This window comes from Neorhizobium sp. 2083 (assembly GCF_031455615.1).
Taxonomy (GTDB): Bacteria; Pseudomonadota; Alphaproteobacteria; order Rhizobiales; family Rhizobiaceae; genus Neorhizobium.
The window spans coordinates 1,134,816-1,157,900 of the sequence record NZ_JAVDTC010000001.1; the positions used below are offsets into that span (position 1 = coordinate 1,134,816).

At 63.0% G+C, this 23,085-nt stretch carries 22 protein-coding genes; 11 read left to right on the top strand and 11 right to left on the bottom strand.

Features of this window, described 5'->3' with window-relative positions:
* The first annotated feature begins 56 nt into the window (after positions 1-56).
* From ubiE to J2X76_RS05860, 4 genes are all read left to right on the top strand, one after another.
* A complete protein-coding gene (ubiE, locus tag J2X76_RS05845) occupies positions 57-848 on the top strand; it encodes a bifunctional demethylmenaquinone methyltransferase/2-methoxy-6-polyprenyl-1,4-benzoquinol methylase UbiE (RefSeq protein ID WP_310213989.1) in 792 nt (263 codons plus the stop codon).
* A 4-nt stretch (positions 849-852) separates the two neighbouring features.
* Positions 853-2,415, top strand: a complete 1,563-nt coding sequence (gene ubiB / locus J2X76_RS05850) for a 2-polyprenylphenol 6-hydroxylase (RefSeq protein ID WP_113125525.1) — start codon at positions 853-855, stop codon at positions 2,413-2,415.
* 158 nt (positions 2,416-2,573) lie between these two features.
* A complete protein-coding gene (locus J2X76_RS05855; protein WP_310213991.1) occupies positions 2,574-3,923 on the top strand; it encodes a hypothetical protein in 1,350 nt (449 codons plus the stop codon).
* Positions 3,910-4,686: a hypothetical protein gene (locus J2X76_RS05860; RefSeq protein ID WP_113125523.1), complete on the top strand. Its 777-nt coding sequence runs from the start codon at positions 3,910-3,912 to the stop codon at positions 4,684-4,686. The genes J2X76_RS05855 and J2X76_RS05860 overlap by 14 nt, the downstream gene beginning before the upstream one ends.
* Positions 4,687-4,805: 119 nt before the next feature.
* On the opposite strand, the gene J2X76_RS05865 is transcribed toward J2X76_RS05860, so the two are convergent.
* Both J2X76_RS05865 and J2X76_RS05870 read right to left on the bottom strand, forming a co-directional pair.
* Positions 4,806-5,366, bottom strand: coding sequence for a glyoxalase superfamily protein (locus J2X76_RS05865; protein ID WP_113125522.1), 561 nt, complete (start codon positions 5,364-5,366; stop codon positions 4,806-4,808).
* Positions 5,367-5,585: 219 nt separating this feature from the next.
* On the bottom strand, positions 5,586-5,945 hold the full coding sequence (locus J2X76_RS05870) for a hypothetical protein (protein ID WP_310213994.1): 360 nt from the start codon (positions 5,943-5,945) through the stop codon (positions 5,586-5,588).
* 145 nt (positions 5,946-6,090) lie between these two features.
* Here J2X76_RS05870 and coaBC point away from each other — a divergent pair, with 145 nt between their 5' ends.
* Positions 6,091-7,296, top strand: a complete 1,206-nt coding sequence (gene coaBC, locus J2X76_RS05875; protein ID WP_310213996.1) for a bifunctional phosphopantothenoylcysteine decarboxylase/phosphopantothenate--cysteine ligase CoaBC — start codon at positions 6,091-6,093, stop codon at positions 7,294-7,296.
* Between the two features lie 3 nt (positions 7,297-7,299).
* Here the strand turns inward: coaBC and J2X76_RS05880 are convergent, their stop codons facing one another.
* Entirely contained in the window at positions 7,300-8,094 is a 795-nt protein-coding gene (locus J2X76_RS05880) for a class II glutamine amidotransferase (protein WP_113284950.1), read from the bottom strand.
* A 195-nt stretch (positions 8,095-8,289) separates the two neighbouring features.
* Here J2X76_RS05880 and otsB point away from each other — a divergent pair, with 195 nt between their 5' ends.
* Both otsB and otsA read left to right on the top strand, forming a co-directional pair.
* The gene (gene otsB / locus J2X76_RS05885) at positions 8,290-9,105 is read left to right on the top strand and encodes a trehalose-phosphatase (protein WP_310213999.1); all 816 of its coding nucleotides are present in this window, start codon (positions 8,290-8,292) and stop codon (positions 9,103-9,105) included.
* Positions 9,106-9,122: 17 nt separating this feature from the next.
* Entirely contained in the window at positions 9,123-10,499 is a 1,377-nt protein-coding gene (gene otsA / locus J2X76_RS05890) for an alpha,alpha-trehalose-phosphate synthase (UDP-forming) (RefSeq protein WP_310214001.1), read from the top strand.
* Positions 10,500-10,584: 85 nt separating this feature from the next.
* Here the strand turns inward: otsA and J2X76_RS05895 are convergent, their stop codons facing one another.
* Positions 10,585-11,292 carry a glutathione S-transferase family protein gene (locus tag J2X76_RS05895; RefSeq protein WP_310214003.1) on the bottom strand — a complete coding sequence of 236 codons (708 nt, stop codon included), beginning with the start codon at positions 11,290-11,292 and terminating at the stop codon, positions 10,585-10,587.
* Positions 11,293-11,401: 109 nt separating this feature from the next.
* Between J2X76_RS05895 and J2X76_RS05900 the strand changes: the two genes are divergently transcribed.
* Complete coding sequence (locus J2X76_RS05900; protein ID WP_310214005.1) at positions 11,402-12,295, top strand: LysR substrate-binding domain-containing protein; 894 nt, start codon at positions 11,402-11,404, stop codon at positions 12,293-12,295.
* A gap of 62 nt (positions 12,296-12,357) precedes the next feature.
* Positions 12,358-13,302: a threonine/serine dehydratase gene (locus tag J2X76_RS05905; RefSeq protein ID WP_113284954.1), complete on the top strand. Its 945-nt coding sequence runs from the start codon at positions 12,358-12,360 to the stop codon at positions 13,300-13,302.
* Between the two features lie 15 nt (positions 13,303-13,317).
* Here J2X76_RS05905 and J2X76_RS05910 read toward each other — a convergent pair whose 3' ends face one another.
* Positions 13,318-14,901 (bottom strand): peptide chain release factor 3, encoded by a 1,584-nt coding sequence (locus tag J2X76_RS05910; protein WP_310214007.1) that lies wholly within the window; start codon positions 14,899-14,901, stop codon positions 13,318-13,320.
* A gap of 98 nt (positions 14,902-14,999) precedes the next feature.
* Here J2X76_RS05910 and dut point away from each other — a divergent pair, with 98 nt between their 5' ends.
* Together dut and cysK are read left to right on the top strand one after the other, a co-directional pair.
* Entirely contained in the window at positions 15,000-15,470 is a 471-nt protein-coding gene (gene dut, locus J2X76_RS05915) for a dUTP diphosphatase (RefSeq protein ID WP_113125514.1), read from the top strand.
* Positions 15,471-15,600: 130 nt separating this feature from the next.
* A complete protein-coding gene (gene cysK / locus J2X76_RS05920) occupies positions 15,601-16,569 on the top strand; it encodes a cysteine synthase A (protein WP_113125513.1) in 969 nt (322 codons plus the stop codon).
* 262 nt (positions 16,570-16,831) lie between these two features.
* Here the strand turns inward: cysK and J2X76_RS05925 are convergent, their stop codons facing one another.
* The 6 genes from J2X76_RS05925 to ugpA form a co-directional block, all read right to left on the bottom strand.
* Entirely contained in the window at positions 16,832-18,367 is a 1,536-nt protein-coding gene (locus tag J2X76_RS05925) for a YifB family Mg chelatase-like AAA ATPase (RefSeq protein ID WP_113284956.1), read from the bottom strand.
* 206 nt (positions 18,368-18,573) lie between these two features.
* Complete coding sequence (gshB, locus tag J2X76_RS05930; RefSeq protein ID WP_310214012.1) at positions 18,574-19,524, bottom strand: glutathione synthase; 951 nt, start codon at positions 19,522-19,524, stop codon at positions 18,574-18,576.
* Positions 19,525-19,599: 75 nt separating this feature from the next.
* Positions 19,600-20,103 carry a cupin domain-containing protein gene (locus J2X76_RS05935; protein ID WP_113284957.1) on the bottom strand — a complete coding sequence of 168 codons (504 nt, stop codon included), beginning with the start codon at positions 20,101-20,103 and terminating at the stop codon, positions 19,600-19,602.
* Between the two features lie 112 nt (positions 20,104-20,215).
* Positions 20,216-21,316, bottom strand: a complete 1,101-nt coding sequence (gene ugpC / locus J2X76_RS05940) for a sn-glycerol-3-phosphate ABC transporter ATP-binding protein UgpC (RefSeq protein WP_310214017.1) — start codon at positions 21,314-21,316, stop codon at positions 20,216-20,218.
* Between the two features lie 2 nt (positions 21,317-21,318).
* A complete protein-coding gene (gene ugpE / locus J2X76_RS05945) occupies positions 21,319-22,167 on the bottom strand; it encodes a sn-glycerol-3-phosphate ABC transporter permease UgpE (protein ID WP_113125508.1) in 849 nt (282 codons plus the stop codon).
* Positions 22,168-22,176: 9 nt separating this feature from the next.
* Positions 22,177-23,061, bottom strand: a complete 885-nt coding sequence (gene ugpA / locus J2X76_RS05950) for a sn-glycerol-3-phosphate ABC transporter permease UgpA (RefSeq protein WP_113125507.1) — start codon at positions 23,059-23,061, stop codon at positions 22,177-22,179.
* Positions 23,062-23,085 lie beyond the last annotated feature (24 nt).

A 23,085-nucleotide genomic window follows, 5' to 3' on the forward strand; every position in this document is an offset into this window, starting at 1 on the left:
GGTTGAGCGACTTCGCTATGGTCGCCGACCAGAAGAGAGACGTTAGGAGTTCACCGATGACCGAAGCCCGCACCAGCGCCGCCCGTATAAGCGCCGAGGGTGGCATGGAAACATCCTATGGCTTCCGCAAGGTGGGGGACGGCGAGAAGCAAGGGCTCGTCAACGACGTCTTCCACAAGGTCGCCAAGCGCTACGACGTGATGAACGACGTGATGTCGGCCGGCATGCACCGCGTCTGGAAGGACGCGCTGATCGCTTCGCTCAACCCGAGAAAAGATGTCGGCTACAAAACCCTGGATGTGGCGGGCGGCACCGGTGATGTCGCGTTCCGGATCGTCGAGGCATCCGATCGCAAGGCGCATGTGACCGTGCTCGACATCAACGGCTCGATGCTGGCGGTCGGCGCCGAGCGGGCCGAAAAGAAGCGCCTTTCGGAGAACCTCACCTTTGTCGAGGCCAACGCCGAGTCCCTGCCCTTCGAGGCGAATTCCTTCGATGCCTATACGATCGCCTTCGGCATTCGCAACGTGCCGCATATCGACGTGGCGCTGAAGGAGGCCTACCGGGTGCTCAAACGCGGCGGACGGCTGCTGGTGCTGGAATTTTCCGAAGTCGAGATGCCGCTTCTCGAACGGTTCTACGAGGAATGGTCGTTCAAGGCGATCCCGCGTTTCGGCCGGATGATCACCGGCGATGCCGAGCCCTACCAGTATCTGGTGGAATCGATCCGGAAATTCCCGAACCAAGAGAATTTCGCGGCGATGATCCGCAATGCGGGTTTTTCGCGGGTTACCTACACGAACTATACCGGCGGCATCGCAGCGCTGCATTCCGGCTGGAAACTCTGAACGCATGAGCACGATCGGCGCTTATTTCCGGCTTGCCCGTGTCGGCTGGGTCCTGGTGCGTGAGGGCGTGGTCTCGGCTCTGCCGACCCAGGACATGCCTCCCTCCGTCGGCCTCGTCAAAGCGCTGGTCGAGCCCCTGGCGCGGTTCCGCTCCAAGACGCAGGCGCGCAGCGAGCGCCTGACCCGCGCGGTCGACCGGCTCGGCCCCTCCTATGTCAAGATCGGCCAGTTCCTTGCGACCCGCCCGGACGTGGTCGGCGTCGACTGGGCCGTCGATCTTGCCATGCTGCAGGACCAGATGGCCTTCTTTCCGACCGAGACGGCCAAGTCCGCGGTCGAGGCGTCGCTCGGCCGGCCGATCGGCGACCTCTATGCCTCCTTCGGCGAACCGATTGCCGCCGCTTCGATCGCCCAAGTCCACCCTTGTATCGTCAATGACCGCAAGGTGGCGGTGAAAGTGGTGCGTCCCGGTGTGCGCCAGCGTTTCGCGCACGATATCGAGAGCATGTATCTGTTGTCGCGGATGCAGGAACGCTTCATGCGCTCCAGCCGCCGGTTGCGACCCGTCGAGGTGACGCGGACGCTCGAACAGACGACCAAGGTGGAGATGGACCTGCGCCTGGAGGCGGCGGCACTTTCGGAGATCGCCGAAAACACCAAGGACGATCAGGGTTTCCGTGTGCCGCTGGTCGATTGGGAACGCACCGGTCGCGACGTGATCACCATGGAGTGGATCGACGGCGTCAAGATGTCCGATGTGGCAGGGCTTCGTGCCGCCGGCCACGACCTCGAAAAGCTTGCCGAAGTGCTGATCCAGTCCTTCCTGCGCCATACGCTCAGGGACGGCTTCTTCCATGCGGACATGCATCCCGGCAATCTCTTCGTCGATTCCGCCGGTACCATCGTTGCCGTCGACATGGGCATCGTCGGGCGGCTCGGCAAGAAGGAGCGCCGCTTCCTTGCCGAAATCCTCTACGGCTTCATCACCCGCGACTACCTGCGCGTCGCCGAGGTGCATTTCGAGGCGGGTTACGTGCCCGCCCACCACGATGTCGCAAGCTTTGCCCAGGCGATCCGGGCGATCGGCGAACCGATCCACGGCCAGCCGGCCGAGACGATCTCCATGGCGCGGCTGCTGGCGCTGCTTTTCGAGGTCACCGACCTTTTCGAGATGCAGACCCGCACCGAACTGATCCTTTTGCAGAAGACCATGGTCGTGGTCGAAGGCGTGTCGCGGATGCTCGATCCGCGCTTCAACATGTGGAAGGCGTCGGAGCCGGTCGTCGGTCAGTGGATCCGTGACAATCTCGGCCCGAAACGGATCGTTTCCGACCTGCGCGACGGCGTCAAAGCCGCCGTCAAGCTCGCCGAGGCGCTGCCGGAGATCGCAGCCAAGACGGAACAGCTGCATCAGGGACTGGTGCATATGAGCGAGCATGGCCTGCGCTTCGACCCGGAAACGGCCGAGGCGATCGGCAAGTCGGAAGCCCGCCACAACCGCTCCGGGCGCGTGGCGCTGTGGATCATCGCACTATCGCTGCTCTACCTCGCCTTCACCCTCGGCTGACGGCCGACGCGCCTCCGCCTGGTTCCCCTACGACCGAGAAACCCTGCTTCGCAGGGGCTTTCGCCATGCTGCAACTCTAAAGCGGCCTTTATTCCGCCGGGTTCTCATTCTCTGTTAAGGAATACATTCCTTTTGGAAGGGCTTTCCGGAGATAATTCATGGCGCTAGCCGCAACTCGACGCCTGCATGACGGCGTCGCCGCCGTCGAGACGATGACCCGTTTTGCGCTAGCCGTGTTGGCGCTTGCCTCAGGCGTCTACACCTATCTCGGCGCACGCAGCATTCTCGACGGATCGCCGACAGCGGTATTTTTTGCAGCAGTGATCTATTCTGCCTCGGTCTCGGTCGGCATCTATGCCTTCTGGTCCTATATGGCCCGGTTCTATCCGCATGTGACGACCCGTGCCGGCCGCACGGCCATGCTCGGCGTCATGGCGGTCGGCGCGGCGATGATCCTTGCGATGTCCAGCTGGCTGAACGCGGCGGCGCTTGCCGGTTCCGCGGCCGTCGAACAGCATCTTTCCGAAACCGTGGAAGACTATACCGCCGATCTCGACCGCGCCCATCAGAATGCGCTGGCCGCACAGAGCCTGCTGCCGGACATCCAGCGCGCTTCCGAGCGCTTTTCGCAGCTCGCCGGCGTCGAACGGCAGTCTGGTTCGCTGACCGGCACCACGGGTTCAGGCAGCGTCGTGCAGCTCCTCAGCCAGATGTCGGCGCAGATGAAGTCGCTTGCAGCCAATATCAACGCCTCCCGCGAGCAGGTGGACGATCTTTTCGCTCAAGGCCAGAAGCGGCTTGAGACGATGCGCTCCCTGGTTTCCGCGCCGGGCACGATCGAGCCGCGTGCCGACCAGTTTTCCACCGAGGCCGTGGCGCTGACCGGTGTCATCACCTCGCTGGCGCAGACCTCGATTGCGCCCTCCATCCGCCGCGCGGCGGACGACCTCTCGCTCGGCTTCATCGCGCCGGTCCCGGATGGCGGCGCGGCAGATCTTGTCAACCGCCAGAACCAGGTGATGGACACCGTCCGCGCCTCGGTCAGCGCCCAGTCCAGGGCGCTTGCCAAGGCGGCCGACGAAATCCTCAGCCGCCCACCTGTTCAAGAACGCCGCTTCGTGCCGCTCTCGTCCGCCGAAGCCGTGCTGCATTATGCGCAGGATTTCATTCCGGCCTGGGCAGGTGCGATCTCCATCGACCTCCTGCCCGGCGTGATGGTGTTCATCCTCGCCGTCGTGCATGGCGCCATCCGCCGCCAGGAGGAGAACCTGCCGTTCGCCGAGCGGATCACCGCCGCCGAGCTTCTGCGGGCGCTGGAAGTGCAACGCGCCGTTACCGCCGGCGGCGTGAACATCGAACAGGCCGTCGCCAAGGCAGAGCCGCAAAGCGAAACACCGGCGACGGTGCCCGAGCCAGGCCCCGGCTCGACGCCGGAGCAAGAACCGAACAACATAACCGCCATCGACCTCAAATCGCGCAGCCGGGACCGGTCGCATGAGGATCGGTGAGGCGATCAGGAAGCTCGATGAGGGCGTGCTGATGCGCGGCGCCTTCTATCTGCTGCTCTCGGCGGCAGCGATTTTCCTCGTCGTCGATATTCGCGATATGACGGCAATGAACGCCGCCCTTCCCGGCTTCGATCCGATGCACGAAGACCAGCCCGTGCTGCCGCCGGCCTTGACCGAGGGCGTGCCGGCCGCTCCGCCGGTGCAGCCGGCCAGTCCGAAGGAAGTGCTGCGCAAGCCTATGACATTCGAGCTCACTTCGGGCGGCGTTCTGCTTGCAGAAGGAACGATCGACCTCGGCGCCGCCGCCCGCTTCGCCAAAGAGATCGAGACGCGCGGCGAATATGTGAAGACGGTCGCGCTCAATTCCCCCGGCGGCTCGGTGGACGACGCGCTCGCCATGTCGAAGCTGATCCGCGACAGGAAGCTCGACACAAGGGTTTCATCGAAAGCCCTCTGCGCCTCATCCTGCCCGGTCGTATTTGCCGGCGGCATCGGCCGCCTGGCGGAGAAGGATGCGGTGATCGGCGTTCACCAGGTGTTCAATGGAGCCAAGAACAGGCCGTCTGCGGAACAGGCCATGTCTGCCGCACAGGCGACCACTGCGAGGGTCGCCAGGCATCTGGAGCAGATGGGGATAGGTGCGGGCCTCTGGATCCATGCGCTTGAGACGCCGCCGGACAGGCTCTACTACCTGACGGCGAAGGAAATGGCCGATTTCAAGCTGACGACCGAGCCGCTCGCCGCTGCCAGGAAGAAAATCTAGCGTCTCGATGGGATGCCCTTCCTGCAATGCGAGGACCAGCGAGAGAAACGGCATGACGTCGTTGAGCGCGCGACCGCCAAACATCCGCCGATCGCGCGCAATATGCCAGTCTTGCCTGATCAAGGCTGCGGCTTGATCTCCCGTTCGCAGAAGGTGATACGGTTGTTAAACGGGTCGATGACCGTCACCTCCAGACCCCAATCGGCCTGTTCGAGCCCCGGCTTCATATATGGGTAGTTCTTGCCGATCAGCTCCTGCTGGAAGGCCCGCGCTCCCGTCATCGGCACGAAGACCCTCGCTCCCGGCGAGGCATCGCCCGCATGTTCGGAAAGATGCATCAGCATGCCGCTTCTCGAAATCTGGCAATAGAGCGGGAAATTCTCGCCGAAGCGATGCTCCCAATCCACGGTAAAGCCCAGGAAATCGCGGTAAAACTCCATCGCCTTGTCGACGGAGAATATCCGGAAGATCGGAATGGCCGGCTGGATCGAAACCGCGTCCGGTTTCTTTTGCTGCGGTTCTGCCGCGTCTATCTTTGCAGCAAGAACGTTCCAATTGTCGTAACCGAACTGTGCCGCAACCAGCTCCAGGACCTGGCCATGCGTTAGCTCAACCTTACGCTCGGCCAGCGCCTGACGCAGACTTTTGGCCATCAGTTTTGCATCGCGGAAATCGCGCATCTCATCTTCCTTTCAACAGACGAACAGGACCCTCGGGTCCGTCAATCAGCGCCCGCATTACTGATCCGTTCGTCATCGTTGGCCGGATTGGCAAAGGATGAGAGGCGGTGGGATGCGTTCACCTTGGCGCCTTGGCGCCGCGGGCGGCTGGCCGCATCCGGCCGCCAACAGGATTAGCGCAGGCCGGAAATCGGCGCAAGATGCGCGCATTACTTCGCTTCAGTGCGTGACCGGCTCCTGGAAAATGCGCCCCGCCTTGGCCTTCGCACTTGCCTGGAAGAGGGGACGTATCGGACTGGTGACGACATCCGTGGCGGCAGCGGTTGCGCTCTCGATCGCCTCGCCGGCGACGCCTGCGGCAAGCGCCCGTTTACGGCCTTTGGTCCTGCTGGGCTTACGGATATCGGCGCGGTCATCGGTCAGGACGGCGGCTGCGGCATTGGCTGCGGCGACGAGCGCGTTGGCCAGCATCTGCCGGCCGGCGCGGCTCGCCAGCATGTTGCGCAACAACGACGACTTGCGCACGGACTTGGGTACCTTGAACCCCGCGACCTTTTTCGGAACGATCTTCTTTCTCATGACGGCTCTCCTTTGCCGCTCAACTCGCATCCGCTGCATCGGTTCCGAAGACACCGGCGACGCGGAAGGCAATTGCAACTTGGCGACCGAAAGCTTAGCTTCCGGCCACTATGGCCTTCCGGCCATTATGGCATCGGGTAACGGTATGGAACTTTCCGGCAAGCGCATCCTTCTGATCATCTCCGGCGGCATCGCGGCCTACAAGAGCCTCGACCTGATCCGCCGGCTTCGCGAGCGGGGCGCCTCCGTGCGGCCGGTGATGACCAAGGCGGCGCAGGAATTCATCACGCCGCTTGCAGTCGGCGCGCTTTCCGCCAGCCACGTTTATATCGACCTGTTTTCCCGCGAGGACGAGCAGGATGTCGGCCATATCAGGCTTGCCCGCGACAACGACCTCGTGATCGTCGCACCCGCCAGTGCCGACCTCCTGGCCAAGATGGCGCATGGACTGGCGGACGATCTTGCCAGCGCCGTGCTGCTCGCGACCGATCGGCCGGTGCTGGTCGCGCCCGCCATGAACCCGAAAATGTGGGTGGCACCTGCGACGAGGCGCAATGTCGAAACCCTGAAAGCAGACGGCATCCATTTCATCGGGCCGATGGCGGGCGAGATGGCGGAAAGCAACGAGGCCGGCATGGGCCGCATGGCCGAGCCGCTGGAAATCGTCGCGGCAGCGGTCAAACTGCTGGACGGCGCACCAAAGCCACTTGCCGGCAAAACGGCGATCGTCACATCCGGCCCGACGCATGAATCGATCGATCCCGTGCGTTATATCGCCAACCGCTCCTCCGGGCGGCAGGGGCATGCGATTGCGGCGGCACTCGCAGAACTCGGCGCGGACGTGACGCTCGTTTCCGGACCGGTGACCATTGCCGACCCGGCCGGCGTCAACACCGTGCATGTGGAGCGCGCCGAGGAAATGCTGGAAGCGGTGATTTCACGCCTACCGGCGGATATCGCGGTGATGGTGGCAGCTGTCGCCGACTGGCGCGTCGCCTCCTCGGCCGACCAGAAGATCAAGAAGCAGCCGGGCGCAGCACCACCTCCCCTGCTGCTGACCGAAAACCCCGACATCCTGAAAACCGTCGGCCATCACGAAAAGCGGCCGAAGCTCGTGGTCGGTTTTGCCGCCGAGACCCAGGACGTCGAGAAGAACGGCCGCTCGAAACTGGAGCGTAAGGGCGCCGACATGATCGTCGCCAACGACGTGTCGCCCGAGACCGGCATCATGGGCGGCACGCGCAACCGGGTGAAGATCATCAGCGCAAAGGGCGTCGACGAATGGCCGGATCTCGGCAAGGACGAGGTGGCGGAACGCCTTGCGGCGCTGATCGCCTCGAAGCTCGGATAAATTTCAGGCCGCTTCGGAGAGCGCCTTCGGCCGGAAGAGCGAGGTCTGCATCCCCTCGGCGCCGATCATGACGGAGCTTCCGTCCGGGATTTCCGCCCAGGTATCGACGTCGTCGTTCAGCGGTTCGGATACAAGGCAATAGCCTGTCTTGCCGCCCATCGGCGCCGCATAAAGCGTCGGAGGCTTGTGGTCGGTGGCATAACGCACCGCATAGAGCTCGCGGCCGTTGGAATAGGCGGCGGTGAAACGCACCAGGGCCTCGCCTGACTTTTCGAGCGACAGATCCTCGACAGTGGCGATCGCTTTCTCCATGGCTTTCAAGGGATCGGCATCAAGACCGAATTCCAGCGCGAGCAGGAAGAGAAGCTCCGAATCCGTCGTGCCGGTTCGGGCTTCGAACAGCGCATCGGAGAGCATGCCCTCCATGGATCGGCGGATGCGCTCGAAGCCGGAGATCTGGCCGTTATGCATGAAGGACCAGTGGCCCTGCACGAAAGGATGGCAGTTGTCACGCCGCGTCGCGCCATGGGTTGCCGCGCGCACATGCGCGAGGAAGAGCGGCGAGCGGATCTGCCGCGCCAGGCTCTTGAGATTGCAGTCGGACCAGGCCGGCAGGATATCGCGATAACGGCCGGGCTCCGGCCGGTCGCCATACCAGGCGATGCCGAAACCATCGCCATTCGTCGCGGTCTTGGCACGGGTTGCGCAATGGGACTGTTCGATCAGGGAATGGGCGGGCGAAGATACGAGCTCTTCGAGATAAAGCGGTTCGCCGCGATAGGCTGCCCAACGACACATGGGTCTTTCTGCTCCCGACATTGCCGCCCGTCCGCGGCCTGAAAATCCAACAAGTTCAGCGTCTCGACAAACGCTTAACGAAACATGAATTCGATAGCTTCATGACGGTTTTTTGGCAAAGCCGGTATCACTTTTTGCGACAGGCTGTGGTCTTTCGAGGTTGCCGCCGCGTTTTCGCGGCCTAGATAGGCCCCCATGTCGCGTAAAGAACAGTCGAGCCCGGACACGGCAGAAGTGCTCCCGTCGGGCGATCCCATTCTTGCCGGACTCGCGCTCGAACCGGAGCGGTGGGCCCTCTTTCTCGATATCGACGGCACCTTGATCGATCTTGCCGGGACCCCGGACGCAATCCGTATCCCACCGGATCTTCCGGAAAACCTGCATCGTCTTTCCGTGAAGCTCGGCGGCGCGCTGGCGCTGGTTACGGGCCGTGCGCTTGCCTATGCGGACCAGCTTTTCACGCCGTACAAGTTTTCCGTTGCAGGCCTGCACGGCGCCGAGCGCCGCGACCCCGCCGGCGCGATCAACAGGATCGAAGTGGATGCCGCGTTCGGGGATCTGAAGGCGGCACTGGCCCGCGAGGCGCGACAATGGCCGGGTGTCCTGGTGGAGGACAAGGGCGCCGCGGTTGCCGCTCATTACCGGCAGGCGCCGGAACAGCGGGAAGCGGTGGAGGCTGCCATGCCGCGTTACCTCGCCATGGCAGGACCGCGGTTCACGCTCCAGCATGGCAAGATGGTGATGGAGATCCGGCCTGCCCATGCCAGCAAGGGCCACGCCCTGCGGGCCTTCCTCGATCAGCCACCGTTCAGGGGCCGCGCGCCGATCGCCATCGGCGACGACGTCACCGACGAGGCGATGTTCCGCGCCGCCAACGAGCTTGGCGGCCATTCCATCCGCATTGCCGAAACCGCGGCAGAGACCCTGGCAAAATCCACCCTGCCCTCGGCTGCAGCTTTGCGCGCAGCGATCGCCGCCCTGGCGAGTGGCATAAAACCCGCCTCCGCCTGAGTTGAAAGGACAATATCTTGAGCCGACTTGTCGTCGTTTCGAACCGTGTCTCCCTTCCGCAAAAGAGCGGCGAGGCTCCCGCCGGCGGACTGGCCGTCGCGCTGCAGGCCGCACTGGAGGAGCACGGCGGCATCTGGATGGGATGGTCCGGCAAATCCAGCGGAGCGAAGGAGCCGGCGCCGCTCGATATGCAGCAGCATGGCAACATCACCTATGCGCTGACCGATCTCACCAAGACGGATGTCGAGGAGTACTACCATGGCTTCGCCAACCGGGTGCTCTGGCCGATCTGTCATTACCGGATGGACCTGGCGGAATACGGGCGCAAGGAAATGGCGGGATATTTCCGCGTCAACCGTTTCTTCGCCCACCGGCTGGCGCCGCTCATCCAGGAAGACGACGTCATCTGGATCCATGACTATCACCTGATTCCGCTTGCCGCGGAGCTGCGCCAGATGGGCCTCAAGAACAGGATCGGCTTCTTCCTGCATATCCCCTGGCCGCCGGCCGACGTGCTGTTCACCATGCCGGTTCACGAGGAGATTATGAGGGGGTTGTCGTATTACGATCTCGTCGGATTCCAGACAGACCACGACCTTGCCAATTTCGTCGGAGGGCTCGTGCGCGAAGGCATCGGCGACGCCCTGGAAGGGGGCAGGCTGAGCTCCTACGGGCGCACGTTCAAGGGCGGCTTCTATTCGATCGGCATCGAGACCGCCGCGTTTGCCGAATATGCGAAGAAAGCGGCCAGCAATATCATCGTGCGAAAAGCCAAGCAGAGCATCGAAGGCCGCGACCTGATCATCGGCGTCGACCGGCTGGATTATTCCAAGGGCATCACCCAGCGCATCGACGCTTTCGAACACTTCGTCAAATCCAATCCGGCCCACCATAACCGTGTGACCTACCTGCAGATCACCCCGAAATCCCGCTCGGAAGTGCCGGAATACGAGCAGATGCAGCGCATGGTCGCCGAACAGGCCGGCCGGGTGAACGGTGCGATCGGCACCGTGGACTGGGTGCCGATCCGCTATATCAACCGCTCGATCGGCAGGCCGGTTCTGGCGGGTCTCTATCGGCTCGCCAGGATCGGGCTCGTCACGCCGCTGCGCGACGGCATGAACCTCGTCGCCAAGGAATATGTCGCGGCACAGGACCCGGAAAACCCGGGCGTTCTGGTGCTGTCGCGGTTTGCGGGCGCCGCGCGCGAACTGCGCGGGGCGCTGTTGGTCAATCCCTATGACATAGAAGGCACCGCGAATGCGATTGCACGTGGCATCAACATGCCGATCGAAGAACGCAAGGAACGCTGGAGCCGGATGATGGAACATCTCCTCGAACATGACGTGACGCGCTGGTGCGACGATTTCCTCAAGGACCTCACCGCGGCGTAAACGGATATCCTGAACGGCAAAATCGACGAGGCCGCGGCGCCACCGAGGGCGCCGCGAAGAGACATATGCGCATCGATATCGGTCGTTACGCGGCCTGCTTCAGGGATCCGAGCGCTTCTTGAAGGCTCACGTGGCCGAGAAACCGGCCACTCGTCTGCGCCTCTTCCTGATGCTCGATGGCCCAGGCGAACCGCACTGCCGGGTCCTGCTGCAGGCGTTCGTAAAGCGCGTTGAGCGCCGGAAACTGCCGACGGTCAACGACCTGGTGGAAATCGTTCCAGCGGGCGATGCCGGCGAAATAGGCGTCTGCGAAACTCTTCTCGTCGCCGACAAGCCACTCCCGACCGGCGAGAAGCTTTTCGAGATGCAAATGCGCCTTCTCCACCTTGGCGATGCCGTAAGCGCGAAGGGCCTCCTTGGCCTGCGGCTCCATCTCGTGCTCGACAGCGTGCCAGAGCGGGCCGAAGGCATTGAAAAAACCGGTATTCAGGAAAGCCAGCATCTGATTCAGCCGGTCGAATTTCTCCGACTTCGGATCGAAGCCCCAGCCCTTGCCGACGGTACGGGCAGCGATGTGATTGAGGATCGCCATGCTCTCGCTGATCACCCGGCCGTCCGGCAGCATCAGCGACGGCGTCTCGCCGACCGGATTGACCGGCTTGTAGGTATCGCTCGAAACCACCGCCGGCATTTCGATGCGGCACAGCCGATAGGGCGCGCCGGTCCATTCGAGGGCGACGATCGAGCCGAAGGAACATCCTTCCGGCACGCCATAAAACAGGATCGGTGTCATTTGCTTGCTCCATGATTGAAACTTGGGGACGCCGGCAATATGATTTCATGGACGATGATGCGGTAGTCTTCCATTCTCCGCCTTTAAGTCCACATTTATGGAAGCTGAGATGGCGCTGCCGAACCTCAACGATCTCTATTTCTTCGTCCAGGCCGTGGAACATGGCGGTTTTTCCGCCGCCGGTCGCCGGCTCGGCGTGCCGAAATCCACGGTCAGCAAACGAGTGGCGGAACTCGAAGACCGGCTCGGCGTACGGCTGATCCAGCGGACATCCCGCAGTTTCTCGCTGACCGATCTCGGTCGGGATTTCTACCGGCATGCGCAGGCGTCGGTCATCGAGGCGGAGATGGCGCAAACGATCGTGCGCACCCATCTCGGCGAGCCGAGCGGCATCGTGCGGATGACGGCCGCGGTACCGACCGCGCAATTCGTGCTCGCCGATCACCTTGCCGAGCTGTCGATGCTTTACCCGAAGCTGCACCTGTCGCTGCATGTCAGCGACAGGTTCGTGGATATCGTGCAGGAGGGGTTCGATATCGCGGTGCGCAGCCATCAGGCGCCGCTGCCGGATTCGACGTTGCTGCAGAAGAAGCTCGCGACACACCCGTTCTTCGTGGTCGCTTCGCCGGACTATGTTCGCATTCATGGCGAGCCCTTGCGGCCGGAGGACCTGGATGCGCACAGGGCCGTGACCGCCGGCCAGACGGACAATACATGGCGCCTCGCATCCGGAGCTGGCGAAGAGGTGGCGGCAAATCCGAAACCGGTCTTTTCCGCCGACGAGCCTATGGTGATGATGAAGGCGGCGCTGGCGGGGCTCGGCCTCACCTGCCTGCCCATATCGGTCTGCCGGGGTGCGCTCGCCGAGGGCAGGCTCGTGCGCCTGCTGCCGGACTGGACCGCAGGCAGCATCACCACCACGATCCTGATGCCCCACCGGCGCGGGCAGCTTCCCGCGGTGCGTGCCGTGGTCGATTTTCTCAGCGAACGGATCGGCGGCTGAAGGGTCTTTCATTTCGGCGCTTTGCCGGATACCCATGACCGTTCCATTCCCAAGAGGCCATCATGTCGATCGAAAATACCGTCACGCCCGAACGTATCGCGGAAACCGAAAAGCTCATCCGCCCGCATATCCGCCGCACGCCGGTCATGAGCGTCGATATGCGGGATTTCGGCGCAACGCCGCTTCCGGTCGACCTGAAGCTCGAACTGCTGCAGCATTCCGGTTCGTTCAAGGCCCGCGGCGCCTTCACCAATCTGCTGACGCGAAAGGTTGAGGCTGCGGGCGTTGTCGCCGCGTCTGGCGGCAATCATGGCGCTGCGGTCGCCTATGCGGCGATGCGGCTCGGCGTGCCGGCGCACATTTTCGTACCGAGCGTGGCCTCGCAGGCGAAAATCGATCTCATCCGCTCCTATGGGGCGGAACTGGTGGTCGGCGGCGATCGCTACAACGATGCTCTGGCTGCGAGCCAGGCCTATGTCGCAACGAGCGGGGCTATCGCCGTGCATGCCTATGACCAGGAGGAGACCCTGCTCGGCCAGGGCACGCTCGGCAAGGAGATCGAGGATGACCTGCCCGAGATGACGACACTGCTGGTCGCGGTCGGGGGCGGCGGATTGATCGGCGGCATCGCCTCCTGGTTCCGCGGGCGGGTGAAGATCGTCGCCGTGGAATCCGACGGGGCGCCTACCCTTTACGAAGCCTTCAAGGCCGGTCACCCGGTGGACGCGCCGGCCGGCGGCATCGCTGCGGATTCGCTTGCGCCGAAACAGGTGGGCGAACTGATGTTCCCCGTTGCCCGGAAATTCGTTCAGCCACCGGTCCTGGTAACGGATGACGAGATCCTTGCCGCTCAGAAGGCTCTGTGGGCCGGCGCGCGCGTGGTCGCCGAGCCGGGCGGCGCAGCGGCGTTCGCCGCCCTTTTGTCCGGCAAATATGTTCCCGGCCCGCAGGAACGCGTTTGCGTGCTCGTCTGCGGTTCCAACACGACCGCGGTCAAGTTCGGCTAAAGCGGCGGAAGGATATCACGCCGCCTTGGCGACGTGATATTCCTTGATCGCGACCATCTTGATCGCCGGGTAACGCTCCGACTCGTAGCGCAGCGAGAAGCTGTCCTGAGCCAGGAAAACCGGATCGCCATCGAGATCGCGGGCAATATCGCCGCGCTTGACCGTGAGGAACTTGTCGAGATCGGCTTGATGATCCGCAGAGACCCAGCGGCAGACCGAGAAGCGCGACATTTCGAAGGACACCGGCAGGCCGTATTCGCCCTGCAGCCGTTCCTTCAGAACATCGAGCTGCAGCGCGCCGACAACGCCGACAATGGCCGGCGAGCCGTCCTCCGGCGAGAAGAGCTGCACGACGCCCTCTTCAGCCATCTGCTGCAGGGCTTCCTTGAGCTTCTTCGCCTTCATGGCGTCTTCCAGCCGCACGCGGCGGAGGATTTCCGGCGAGAAGTTCGGCACGCCCTGGAATACCAGCTGTTCGCCCTCGGTCAGCGTATCGCCGATGCGCAGCGTGCCGTGGTTCGGGATGCCGACCACATCGCCCGCATAGGCGGTATCCGCCAGCTGGCGTTGTGACGCGAAGAAAAATTGCGGCGCCGTCAGGCCCAGCTGCTTGCCGGTGCGCGATAGCCGCGCCTTCATGCCGCGCTCCAGCTTGCCGGAACAGATGCGCGCAAACGCGATACGGTCGCGGTGGTTCGGATCCATGTTCGCCTGGATCTTGAAGACGAAAGCCGTCATCTTGTCGTCGGTCGCATGCACCGTGCGGATGTCCGCCACCTGGTCGCGCGGCGGCGGGGCGAAATCGCCCAGCGCATCGATGAGATCGCGGACACCGAAATTCCTGAGCGCCGAGCCGAAGAAGACCGGCGTCATGTGACCTTCGAGAAAAGCCTTGCGGTCGAACGGGCGGCAGGCCTCGATCGCCAGCTCGGTTTCCTCGACGAAGGCGGCACGTTCGTTTTCCGGCAGGCGGTCGGCGACGCTCTGCGGGCCGTTGACCGGCGTGACCTTCACCTCGGTATCGGATCCGCGCACCGTATTTTCGGCGAGATGATAGGAGCCGCAGAAAGTCTTCGAGCGGCCGATCGGCCAGGTGACCGGGGCGGTGTCGAGGGCCAGCTTCTCCTCGACTTCGTCGAGAATCTCGAAGGGATCGCGGCTTTCGCGGTCCATCTTGTTGATGAAGGTGATGATCGGGATATCGCGCATGCGGCAGACTTCGAACAGTTTCAGCGTCCGCGGCTCGATACCCTTGGCCGCGTCGATGACCATGACCGCCGCATCTACCGCCGTCAGCGTGCGGTAGGTATCGTCGGCGAAGTCTTCGTGGCCGGGTGTATCGAGGATATTGAAGACGTTGCCGTCATATTCGAAGGTCATCACCGAGGTGACGACCGAGATGCCGCGTTCGCGCTCGATCTTCATCCAGTCCGAGCGGGTCTGGATACGGTCCTTCTTCGCCTTGACTTCGCCGGCGAGCTGGATGGCGCCGCCGAACAGCAGCAGTTTTTCCGTGAGCGTGGTCTTGCCCGCGTCCGGGTGGGCAATAATTGCGAATGTGCGACGGCGGGAAACCGCCTCGGCAATCGTTTCGGGCATTTTTTCCAGATCCTTTACGTTGCCGCGTATCTAACGTCTCCGTGGATAACTTTCAATTCGTGTTTGACCGGAGCGACCGTGGGTCGGCTAATGACGTCATGAACATCCACGCCCCATCCTCGCCGAAGCTGAACCTCATCCGTCTCGCGCATGGCGCCGGCCTCGACCTGCCGGCCTATGAAACCGCAGGCGCCGCCGGCATGGACCTGCGCGCGGCGGTCGAAGACGAGGCACCGCTGACGATCGAGCCCGGCAAACGGGCGCTGGTGCCGACCGGCTTCATCTTCGAGATCCCGGACGGGTTCGAGGCACAGATCCGGCCGCGTTCCGGGCTTGCCTTCAAGAACGGCGTCACGTGCCTCAACACGCCCGGCACGATCGACAGCGATTACCGTGGCGAGGTGAAGGTGCTGCTGATCAATCTCGGCGACGCGGACTTCATCATCACGCGCGGCATGCGCATCGCCCAGATGGTGATCGCGCCCGTTACCCAGGTGCGGGTAACCGAGATAGCGGAAGCGTCAGCTACTGTCCGCGGCGCGGGCGGTTTCGGCTCCACCGGCCTTTGACGCAACGGCATTTTCATCCTCGACCACTTCCGGGAACAAAATTTCCATTTCGCCTGCTGTCGGGTTCGGCCTTGCTGGCATTCGTGGGGAACACGCCCTAACTTCTCTTCACATCTCAGGGAGAAGCACCATGGCAGAGACCAGGAAGCCGGGCCGCGGCAGAATCTATTCCTCGATCACCGAAACCATTGGCGACACGCCGATCGTGCGCCTCGACAAGCTGGCGAAGGAAAAAGGCGTGAAAGCCAACCTGCTGGCCAAGCTGGAATTCTTCAACCCGATCGCCTCGGTGAAGGACCGCATCGGCGTGGCAATGATCGAAAGCCTGGAAGCCGAGGGCAGGATTACCCCCGGCAAAACGACGCTGGTCGAGCCGACATCCGGCAATACCGGCATCGCGCTCGCCTTTGCCGCGGCCGCCAAGGGCTACAAGCTGATCCTCACCATGCCGGAGACGATGTCGATCGAGCGCCGCAAGATGCTCGCCCTGCTCGGCGCCGAACTGGTGCTGACCGAAGGCCCGAAAGGGATGAAGGGCGCGATCGCCAAGGCGGAAGAGCTCGCCGCCTCGCTGCCGGACGCGATCATCCCGCAGCAGTTCGAAAACCCGGCCAACCCGGAAATCCACCGCAAGACGACTGCCGAGGAAATCTGGAACGATACCGAGGGCAAGATCGACATCTTCGTCTCCGGCATCGGCACGGGCGGCACGATCACCGGCGCCGGGCAGGTGCTGAAGCAGCGAAACCCGGCGCTCAAGGTCATCGCCGTCGAGCCGGAAGAATCGCCGGTGCTGTCCGGCGGGCAGCCGGGGCCGCACAAGATCCAGGGCATCGGCGCCGGCTTTGCGCCAAAGATCCTCGACACCCACATCTATGACGAGATCGTCACCGTCAACAGCGGCGAAGCCATGGAAACGGCCCGGCTGGTGGCCAAGCTCGAAGGCGTGCCGGTCGGCATCTCCTCCGGCGCGGCACTGACCGCCGCCATCGAAGTCGGCAGCCGCGAGGAGAACGCCGGCAAGACGATCGTCGTCATCATCCCGTCCTTCGCCGAGCGCTATCTCTCGACCGCGCTGTTCGAGGGGTTGGGTAGTTAGCTGCACTTCTTCAGGTCCTCATCCTCGGGCTCGACCCGAGGATCCAAGGCCAAGCCCACCGGGGTTGACTACGTTAGAGCGCGTCGCCAGGCGGATGGATCCTCGGGTCAAGCCGGAGGATAACGACGGAAGGGTATGCTATCCGCGTCTGCCTAAGTTGCGGTCCCAAGTGAAGCTTGGTCATCTGTGACGACCTGCCCTGGCTGCAGCGCAAATTCATCGCCACCTCCCGGCCCTCGCAAACCCCACCCGAACCTTCGCTTCATGCCGCCGCCGTCGCCAGCCGCTCCCCCACCATGCGGTAGGAAATCGCCTCGGCAAGATGGATACGGCCGACCGTGTCCTTGCCGTCGAGATCGGCAAGCGTGCGGGCGACCTTCAATATGCGATGGTATCCGCGCGCGGAGAACTTGAGTTTTTCGGCCGCATCCCGCAGCAACTGGAGGCCGCCCGGGTCGGGTTCAGCGATCTTCTCAATCAATGCCGTCGAGCAGCGGGCATTGGTGAGTACGCGCGGGAAACCGGCATGTTCGAAACGCTCCCGCTGCCTTTCACGCGCAGCCGCCACGCGCCTGGCAACATCCGCACTCCGCTCCGCCGGCATCGGGCGAATGAGATCGGCGGCGGACACGGCCGGTACGTCGATGCGGATATCGATCCTGTCCATCAGCGGGCCTGAAATACGGCCCTGGTAATCCGACATGCATTTCGGCCCACGCGCGCAGGAATGACCGGGTTCGCCTGCCATGCCGCAGCGGCACGGGTTCATGGCCGCGACGAGCTGGATGCTGGCAGGATAGGAGACCCGATGATTGGCGCGGGCGATGATGCATTCGCCGGTCTCCAGGGGCTGGCGGAGCGCATCCAATACCTGCGGCGTAAATTCCGGGAACTCGTCGAGGAACAGCACGCCGTGATGGGCAAGCGACGCCTCGCCGGGCCTGGCGCGCAGGCCGCCGCCGACGAGTGCCGCCATGGTAGCCGAATGATGCGGCGTGCGGTAAGGCCGGCGATCGGAAAGCTTGCCGCCGGAAAGCTGGCCGGCGATCGAATGGATCATCGACACTTCCAGCAGTTCGGCAGCCGACAACGGCGGCAGGATCGAAGGCAGCCGCGCCGCCAGCATGGATTTGCCCGAGCCCGGAGGGCCGACCATCAGGAGATTGTGCCCGCCGGCGGCCGCGACCTCCAACGCCCGCTTGGCGCTTTCTTGCCCCTTGATGTCAACGAGATCCGGCAGATTGGCGGGCAGCGCGCGGATTGCCGGCTGCGGGCGCGATATGACCTGGGTTCCCCGGAAATGGTTTGCGAGCGCGATCAGGCTGCGCGGCGCAATGATATTGATATCGGCGCCGGCCCAGGCAGCCTCCGCGCCGCTGTCGGCCGGGCAGATCAGGCCTTTGCCCAAGGCATTGGCTGCAATTGCCGCAGGAAGCGCCCCGGCAACCGGCGCAAGCGTGCCGTCGAGATTGAGTTCTCCGATCACCACATAACCGGCGAGCGCATCTGCGGGCACGGCACCGAGCGCTGCCATCAGCGCCAGCGCGATCGGCAGGTCGAAATGCGAACCTTCTTTCGGGAGATCGGCGGGCGCCAGATTGACGGTGATCTTCTTCGGCGGCATGGCGAGGCCGGAGGCGTGCAGCGCGGCCTGCACCCGTTCGCGGCTCTCGGCCACCGCCTTGTCCGGCAGGCCGACGATATGCATGTTGATCTTGCCCGGCCCGACCATGACCTGCACGTCGACCGGAACGCCTTCTATGCCCTGGAATGCAACCGTGCTGACACGCGCAACCATATCCACCCCGCCCCTAACACCATGTCCGGGACGTCAGCGATACACGCTTTCCGAGCCAGCAATTGCAATCTGGCATAGAAAAAAGAATAAAACAAGAACATTGATCGAACGACTTCGCGCGCCCGCTGCAATCAGGTTGCAGACGGTTGTATCGCGTGAACAAAGGCGAACCGTATGAGAAACGCCGGCTGCCCCTGCAGCCTGCATCAGGCGCGTTTGGCCTCGATTGCGTCCCAGAGGAGCCCGGCGACGTCAGCGCCGCCGAACTTTCTGACCTCGCGAATACCCGTCGGGGATGTGACGTTGATCTCGGTCATGTAGTCGCCGATGACATCGATACCGACGAAGATGAAGCCGCGCTCGCGCAAAGCGGGTCCGATCCGGGCGCAGATTTCCTTTTCCCGCGGGGTGATCTCCGTTGCTTCCGCACGGCCGCCGACATGCATGTTCGACCGGCTGTCATGTTCGGCGGGAACACGGTTGATCGCGCCGACCGGCTCGCCGTCCACCAGGAGGATGCGCTTGTCGCCCTTGCGCACGGCCGGCAGATAGGCCTGGGCGATATAGGGTTCGCCGCGATACATCTGGCCGAACATTTCGAGAAGCGAGGTGAAATTTCGGTCGTCGCGGGCGGAATGGAACACGCCGGCACCGCCATTGCCGTAAAGCGGCTTCAGGATGATATCGCCCATCTCTTCGCGGAAACGGGCGATTTCGCCCGGGTCGCGGCTGATCAGCGTTGCCGGCATGAGGTCGGCGAATTCGGTGACGAAGATCTTTTCCGGCGAGTTTCGCACCCAGGCCGGATCGTTGACGACAAGCGTCTTCGGGTGGATGCGCTCGAGCATATGCGTGGAGGTGATATAGCCCATGTCGAAGGGCGGATCCTGGCGCAGATGCACCACGTCCATCTCCAAGAGGTCCACGCGTTCCTTTTCGCCGAGCGTGAAATGATCGCCCTTGACGTCGCGCACCTGAAGCGGCTCGACGGCGGCAAAGATCCTGCCGTCGCGCATGGTCAGGCGGTCGGGCGTGTAATGAAAGAGCTCGAAGCCACGCGCCTGCGCTTCCAGCGCCATGGCGAAGGTGGAATCGCCGGCAATGTTGATGCCGGAGATATGGTCCATCTGGAACGCGACCTTGCGGATTTTCGCCATGACTTCAGCCCCCTAGGATTGGCCCGCCTGATGTAGGATGGCGAGCCCCCAAAGGCAACTGCAATCAGGCCAATATCACGCGGAGATGCCGACCCGCCTCTTTGCCAGCAACAGGTTGCGCAGGCGGAAAAGCATGGCAATCGGCTTCGGGAAAGGCCTACGGATGAAGGCGACCTTCTTCAGATAGGCGTCGATACGCCAGGTGGCCCAGGTCCGGCCCTTGAAATAGGCGACGTCGCCCGCCGTCAGCGTGCGCTGCGTGCCGTCATCGGCCGTCACATGCACTTCGCCTTCGAGGATCACCACCGTTTCATCCCAGTGGAAATACCAGCGGAACTCGCCCGCCGTGCATTCCCACACGCCGGTCGTAGCGCAATCGTCTTCCGCCGTGGAATGGGAGGCGGCGCGCGCCTGCGGATCGCCTGCGAGCACCCATGTGGGCTCGATCGGCATCGGCTTCATCTCCAGAGAATGCGGGCAGGCGCCGATAAACGCCTTAACCTTCGGCCTCTCGGGCGTGTCGGACTTGTATCGAAATGCGATAGCCGCTGCGGTCGCGGCGAGGACGTGCCAACTCATCTTTCCCCCGGAAGCTGTCAACTCCCGGGGACGTTAGCCGCAAACAGTAAGCCGGCTGTTCAGACCGGTGTTAGAATTTTAACGATCGGCCTGAATTTCCCGACAACCGCCTTCAGAGAACCGGTTCGGCCGGTGCGAGCTTTGCCTCGGCCGGAACGTTGCCCGGCAGGCGTTTGCCCGTATCGATCGAGAAGAAATGCAAGCGCTTGGCATCGATGGCGATGCGCATGTCCGGGGAGAGCGCAATCTCCGGAGAAACGGCGGCGGTGATCTGCTGGTCGCCGACGGTGCCGTGGATCAGGCGCTGGGCACCCAGTTCCTCGGTATATTCGAGGCGGAAGGGCAGAGCCTCTTCGTCCTCGCGGGCAATGCGCAGATCCTCGGCGCGCACGCCGATGGTGACGGCGCCGGAGGTGGGTGCAAAACCGTTGAGGGCGATCATCGCCGGGCCGATCGCCAGCTTGTCGCCATGCAGCTCGCCCTTGACGAGGTTCATGGCCGGCGAGCCGATGAAGCTTGCGACGAAGGTGGAGGCCGGCGCGTGGTAGACTTCCAGCGGCGCGCCGATCTGCTCGATCCTGCCGCCGTTCAGAACGACGAGGCGGTCGGCGAGCGTCATGGCTTCGAGCTGGTCGTGGGTAACGTAGATCGACGTGGTGCCGAGGCGACGCTGCAGGCGCTTGATCTCGCCGCGCATGGAAACGCGCAGCTTCGCATCGAGATTGGAGAGCGGTTCGTCGAACAGGAAGGCGGCCGGCTTGCGGACGATGGCGCGGCCCATGGCGACACGCTGGCGCTGACCGCCGGAAAGCGCGCGCGGCTTGCGTTCCAGATACTGGGTGATTTCCAGCACGCGGGCGGCTTCGGCAACGCGCGCGTCGATCTCCGCCTTCGGCGTGCCACGGTTTTTGAGGCCGTAGGCGAGGTTATTGTAGACGGTCATATGCGGATAGAGCGCATAATTCTGGAAGACCATGGCAATGTCGCGGTCGGCCGGTTCAACCTCGTTGACCACCCTCGCGCCGATCTTCACCTCGCCTTCGGAAATGGTTTCCAGGCCGGCGATCATGCGCAGAAGCGTGGATTTGCCGCAGCCGGACGGGCCAACCAGCACGATGAACTCGCCATCGGCGATGTTCAGCCTGATATCGCTGACCGCGCGCACGCCGCCGGTGTAAACCTTGCCGACGCTTTCGACATCGATGGAAGCCATTGTTATTTCTCCGTTTCAACCAGGCCTTTGACGAACAGGCGCTGCATGAAGATGATGACGAGGACGGGCGGCAGGCCCGCCAGGATGACGCCGGCCATCACCAGGTTCCATTGATTGTCGCCATCCAGCACGTTGGCGAGGCGTTTGATGCCCATGACGACGGTGTAATAATGCGGTTCGGTGGTGATCAGCATCGGCCAGAGGTATTGGTTCCAGCCGTAGATGAACATGATGATGAAGAGCGCGGCGATATTGGTGCGCGACAGCGGCAAAAGAATATCGCGGAAGAATTTCATCGGACCGGCGCCATCGACGCGGGCCGCTTCCATCATCTCCTCCGGCACCGTCAGGAAGAACTGACGGAAGAGGAAGGTCGCGGTCGCAGAGGCGATGACCGGAATGACGAGGCCGGAATAGGAGTTCAGCATGCCGAGATCGGCGACGACCTTGTAGGTCGGTAGAATGCGCACTTCCACCGGCAGCATCAGCGTCATGAAGATCAGCCAGAAGGCCGGCACCCGCAGCGGAAAGCGGAAATAGACGATCGCAAAGGCGGAGATGATCGAGATGGCGATCTTGCCGACTGCGATCATGATCGCCATCGCCAGGCTGTTTCCGAGCATCAGCAGGAAAGGCGGGGCACCGGCGGTCGATTCCCCGGTGCCGAGGAGATAGCCGTAATTCGCCGAAAACTGGTCGCCGGGCAGCAGCGGAACGATGCCGCTCATGAAGTCGGTCGGGCCATGGGTCGAGGCGATGAAGGCGAGATAGACCGGGAAGACCACCATCAGCACCCCGAGAATGAGGACGAGGTGGGTCAGGAAATTCAGGAAAGGGCGGTTCTCGACCATCGGTAAACCTCAATACTGCACTTTGCGCTCGATCCAGCGGAACTGGACGACGGTGAGGACAACCACGATCAGCATCAGGATGACCGACTGGGCGGCGGAGGGTCCGAGGTTCAGGCCGATGAAACCATCCGCATAGACCTTGTAGACAAGGATATTGGTTGACTGCGACGGTCCGCCGGACGTGGTGGCGTCGACGATGCCGAAGGTGTCGAACATCGCGTAGGTGATGTTGATCACCGCAAGGAAGAAGGTCGTCGGCGACAGCAGCGGGAAAACCACGGTCCAGAAACGCTTGAACGGGCCGGCGCCGTCGATGGCGGCGGCTTCGGACAGAGACTGCGGCACGGACTGAAGGCCCGCCACGAAGAACAGGAAATTATAGGAAATCTGCTTCCAGGCGGCCGCGATGATGATCAGCACCATGGCATCGCCGGTGTGGAGACGATGGTTCCATTCGTATCCGAAGGAACTCAGGAGATAAGGAATGATGCCGACGCTGGGGTTGAACATGAACCACCAGAGCAGGCCGGCAGCCGCCGGCGCCACCGCATAGGGCCAGACCAGCAACGTCGTGTAGAACCGGCCCGAGCGCAGCACGCGGTTGACCGCGACGGCGAACATCAGGGACAGGCCCATAGACAGAACCGTGACGCCGACCGAAAAAACGAAGGTCGCGCCGAGCGCATTCAGATAATCGGGATCGTCCAGCAGACGCGTGTAATTCGCGAACCAGACGAATGTCGCCTTCAGGCCAAACGGGTCCTGGCGCAGGAACGACTGCCAGATCGCTTGCGCGGCGGGCCATACGAAAAAGATGAGCGTGATGATCAGCTGCGGCGCCAGCAGGAAATAAGGCAGGACGCGACTTTGAAAAACGGTGCGCTTGGTTTGCATGGCGAGATGTGCCCAAGGAAATGC

What these genes read in the sequence shown, in the direction of transcription:
- ubiE (WP_310213989.1), top strand. Translation starts at nt 57, where the DNA reads ATGACCGAAGCCCGCACCAGCGCCGCCCGTATAAGCGCCGAGGGTGGC.
- ubiB (WP_113125525.1), top strand. Translation starts at nt 853, where the DNA reads ATGAGCACGATCGGCGCTTATTTCCGGCTTGCCCGTGTCGGCTGGGTC.
- J2X76_RS05855 (WP_310213991.1), top strand. Translation starts at nt 2,574, where the DNA reads ATGGCGCTAGCCGCAACTCGACGCCTGCATGACGGCGTCGCCGCCGTC.
- J2X76_RS05860 (WP_113125523.1), top strand. Translation starts at nt 3,910, where the DNA reads ATGAGGATCGGTGAGGCGATCAGGAAGCTCGATGAGGGCGTGCTGATG.
- J2X76_RS05865 (WP_113125522.1), bottom strand. Translation starts at nt 5,366, where the DNA reads ATGCGCGATTTCCGCGATGCAAAACTGATGGCCAAAAGTCTGCGTCAG.
- J2X76_RS05870 (WP_310213994.1), bottom strand. Translation starts at nt 5,945, where the DNA reads ATGAGAAAGAAGATCGTTCCGAAAAAGGTCGCGGGGTTCAAGGTACCC.
- coaBC (WP_310213996.1), top strand. Translation starts at nt 6,091, where the DNA reads ATGGAACTTTCCGGCAAGCGCATCCTTCTGATCATCTCCGGCGGCATC.
- J2X76_RS05880 (WP_113284950.1), bottom strand. Translation starts at nt 8,094, where the DNA reads ATGTGTCGTTGGGCAGCCTATCGCGGCGAACCGCTTTATCTCGAAGAG.
- otsB (WP_310213999.1), top strand. Translation starts at nt 8,290, where the DNA reads ATGTCGCGTAAAGAACAGTCGAGCCCGGACACGGCAGAAGTGCTCCCG.
- J2X76_RS05895 (WP_310214003.1), bottom strand. Translation starts at nt 11,292, where the DNA reads ATGACACCGATCCTGTTTTATGGCGTGCCGGAAGGATGTTCCTTCGGC.
- J2X76_RS05900 (WP_310214005.1), top strand. Translation starts at nt 11,402, where the DNA reads ATGGCGCTGCCGAACCTCAACGATCTCTATTTCTTCGTCCAGGCCGTG.
- J2X76_RS05905 (WP_113284954.1), top strand. Translation starts at nt 12,358, where the DNA reads ATGTCGATCGAAAATACCGTCACGCCCGAACGTATCGCGGAAACCGAA.
- J2X76_RS05910 (WP_310214007.1), bottom strand. Translation starts at nt 14,901, where the DNA reads ATGCCCGAAACGATTGCCGAGGCGGTTTCCCGCCGTCGCACATTCGCA.
- dut (WP_113125514.1), top strand. Translation starts at nt 15,000, where the DNA reads ATGAACATCCACGCCCCATCCTCGCCGAAGCTGAACCTCATCCGTCTC.
- cysK (WP_113125513.1), top strand. Translation starts at nt 15,601, where the DNA reads ATGGCAGAGACCAGGAAGCCGGGCCGCGGCAGAATCTATTCCTCGATC.
- J2X76_RS05925 (WP_113284956.1), bottom strand. Translation starts at nt 18,367, where the DNA reads ATGGTTGCGCGTGTCAGCACGGTTGCATTCCAGGGCATAGAAGGCGTT.
- gshB (WP_310214012.1), bottom strand. Translation starts at nt 19,524, where the DNA reads ATGGCGAAAATCCGCAAGGTCGCGTTCCAGATGGACCATATCTCCGGC.
- J2X76_RS05935 (WP_113284957.1), bottom strand. Translation starts at nt 20,103, where the DNA reads ATGAGTTGGCACGTCCTCGCCGCGACCGCAGCGGCTATCGCATTTCGA.
- ugpC (WP_310214017.1), bottom strand. Translation starts at nt 21,316, where the DNA reads ATGGCTTCCATCGATGTCGAAAGCGTCGGCAAGGTTTACACCGGCGGC.
- ugpE (WP_113125508.1), bottom strand. Translation starts at nt 22,167, where the DNA reads ATGGTCGAGAACCGCCCTTTCCTGAATTTCCTGACCCACCTCGTCCTC.
- ugpA (WP_113125507.1), bottom strand. Translation starts at nt 23,061, where the DNA reads ATGCAAACCAAGCGCACCGTTTTTCAAAGTCGCGTCCTGCCTTATTTC.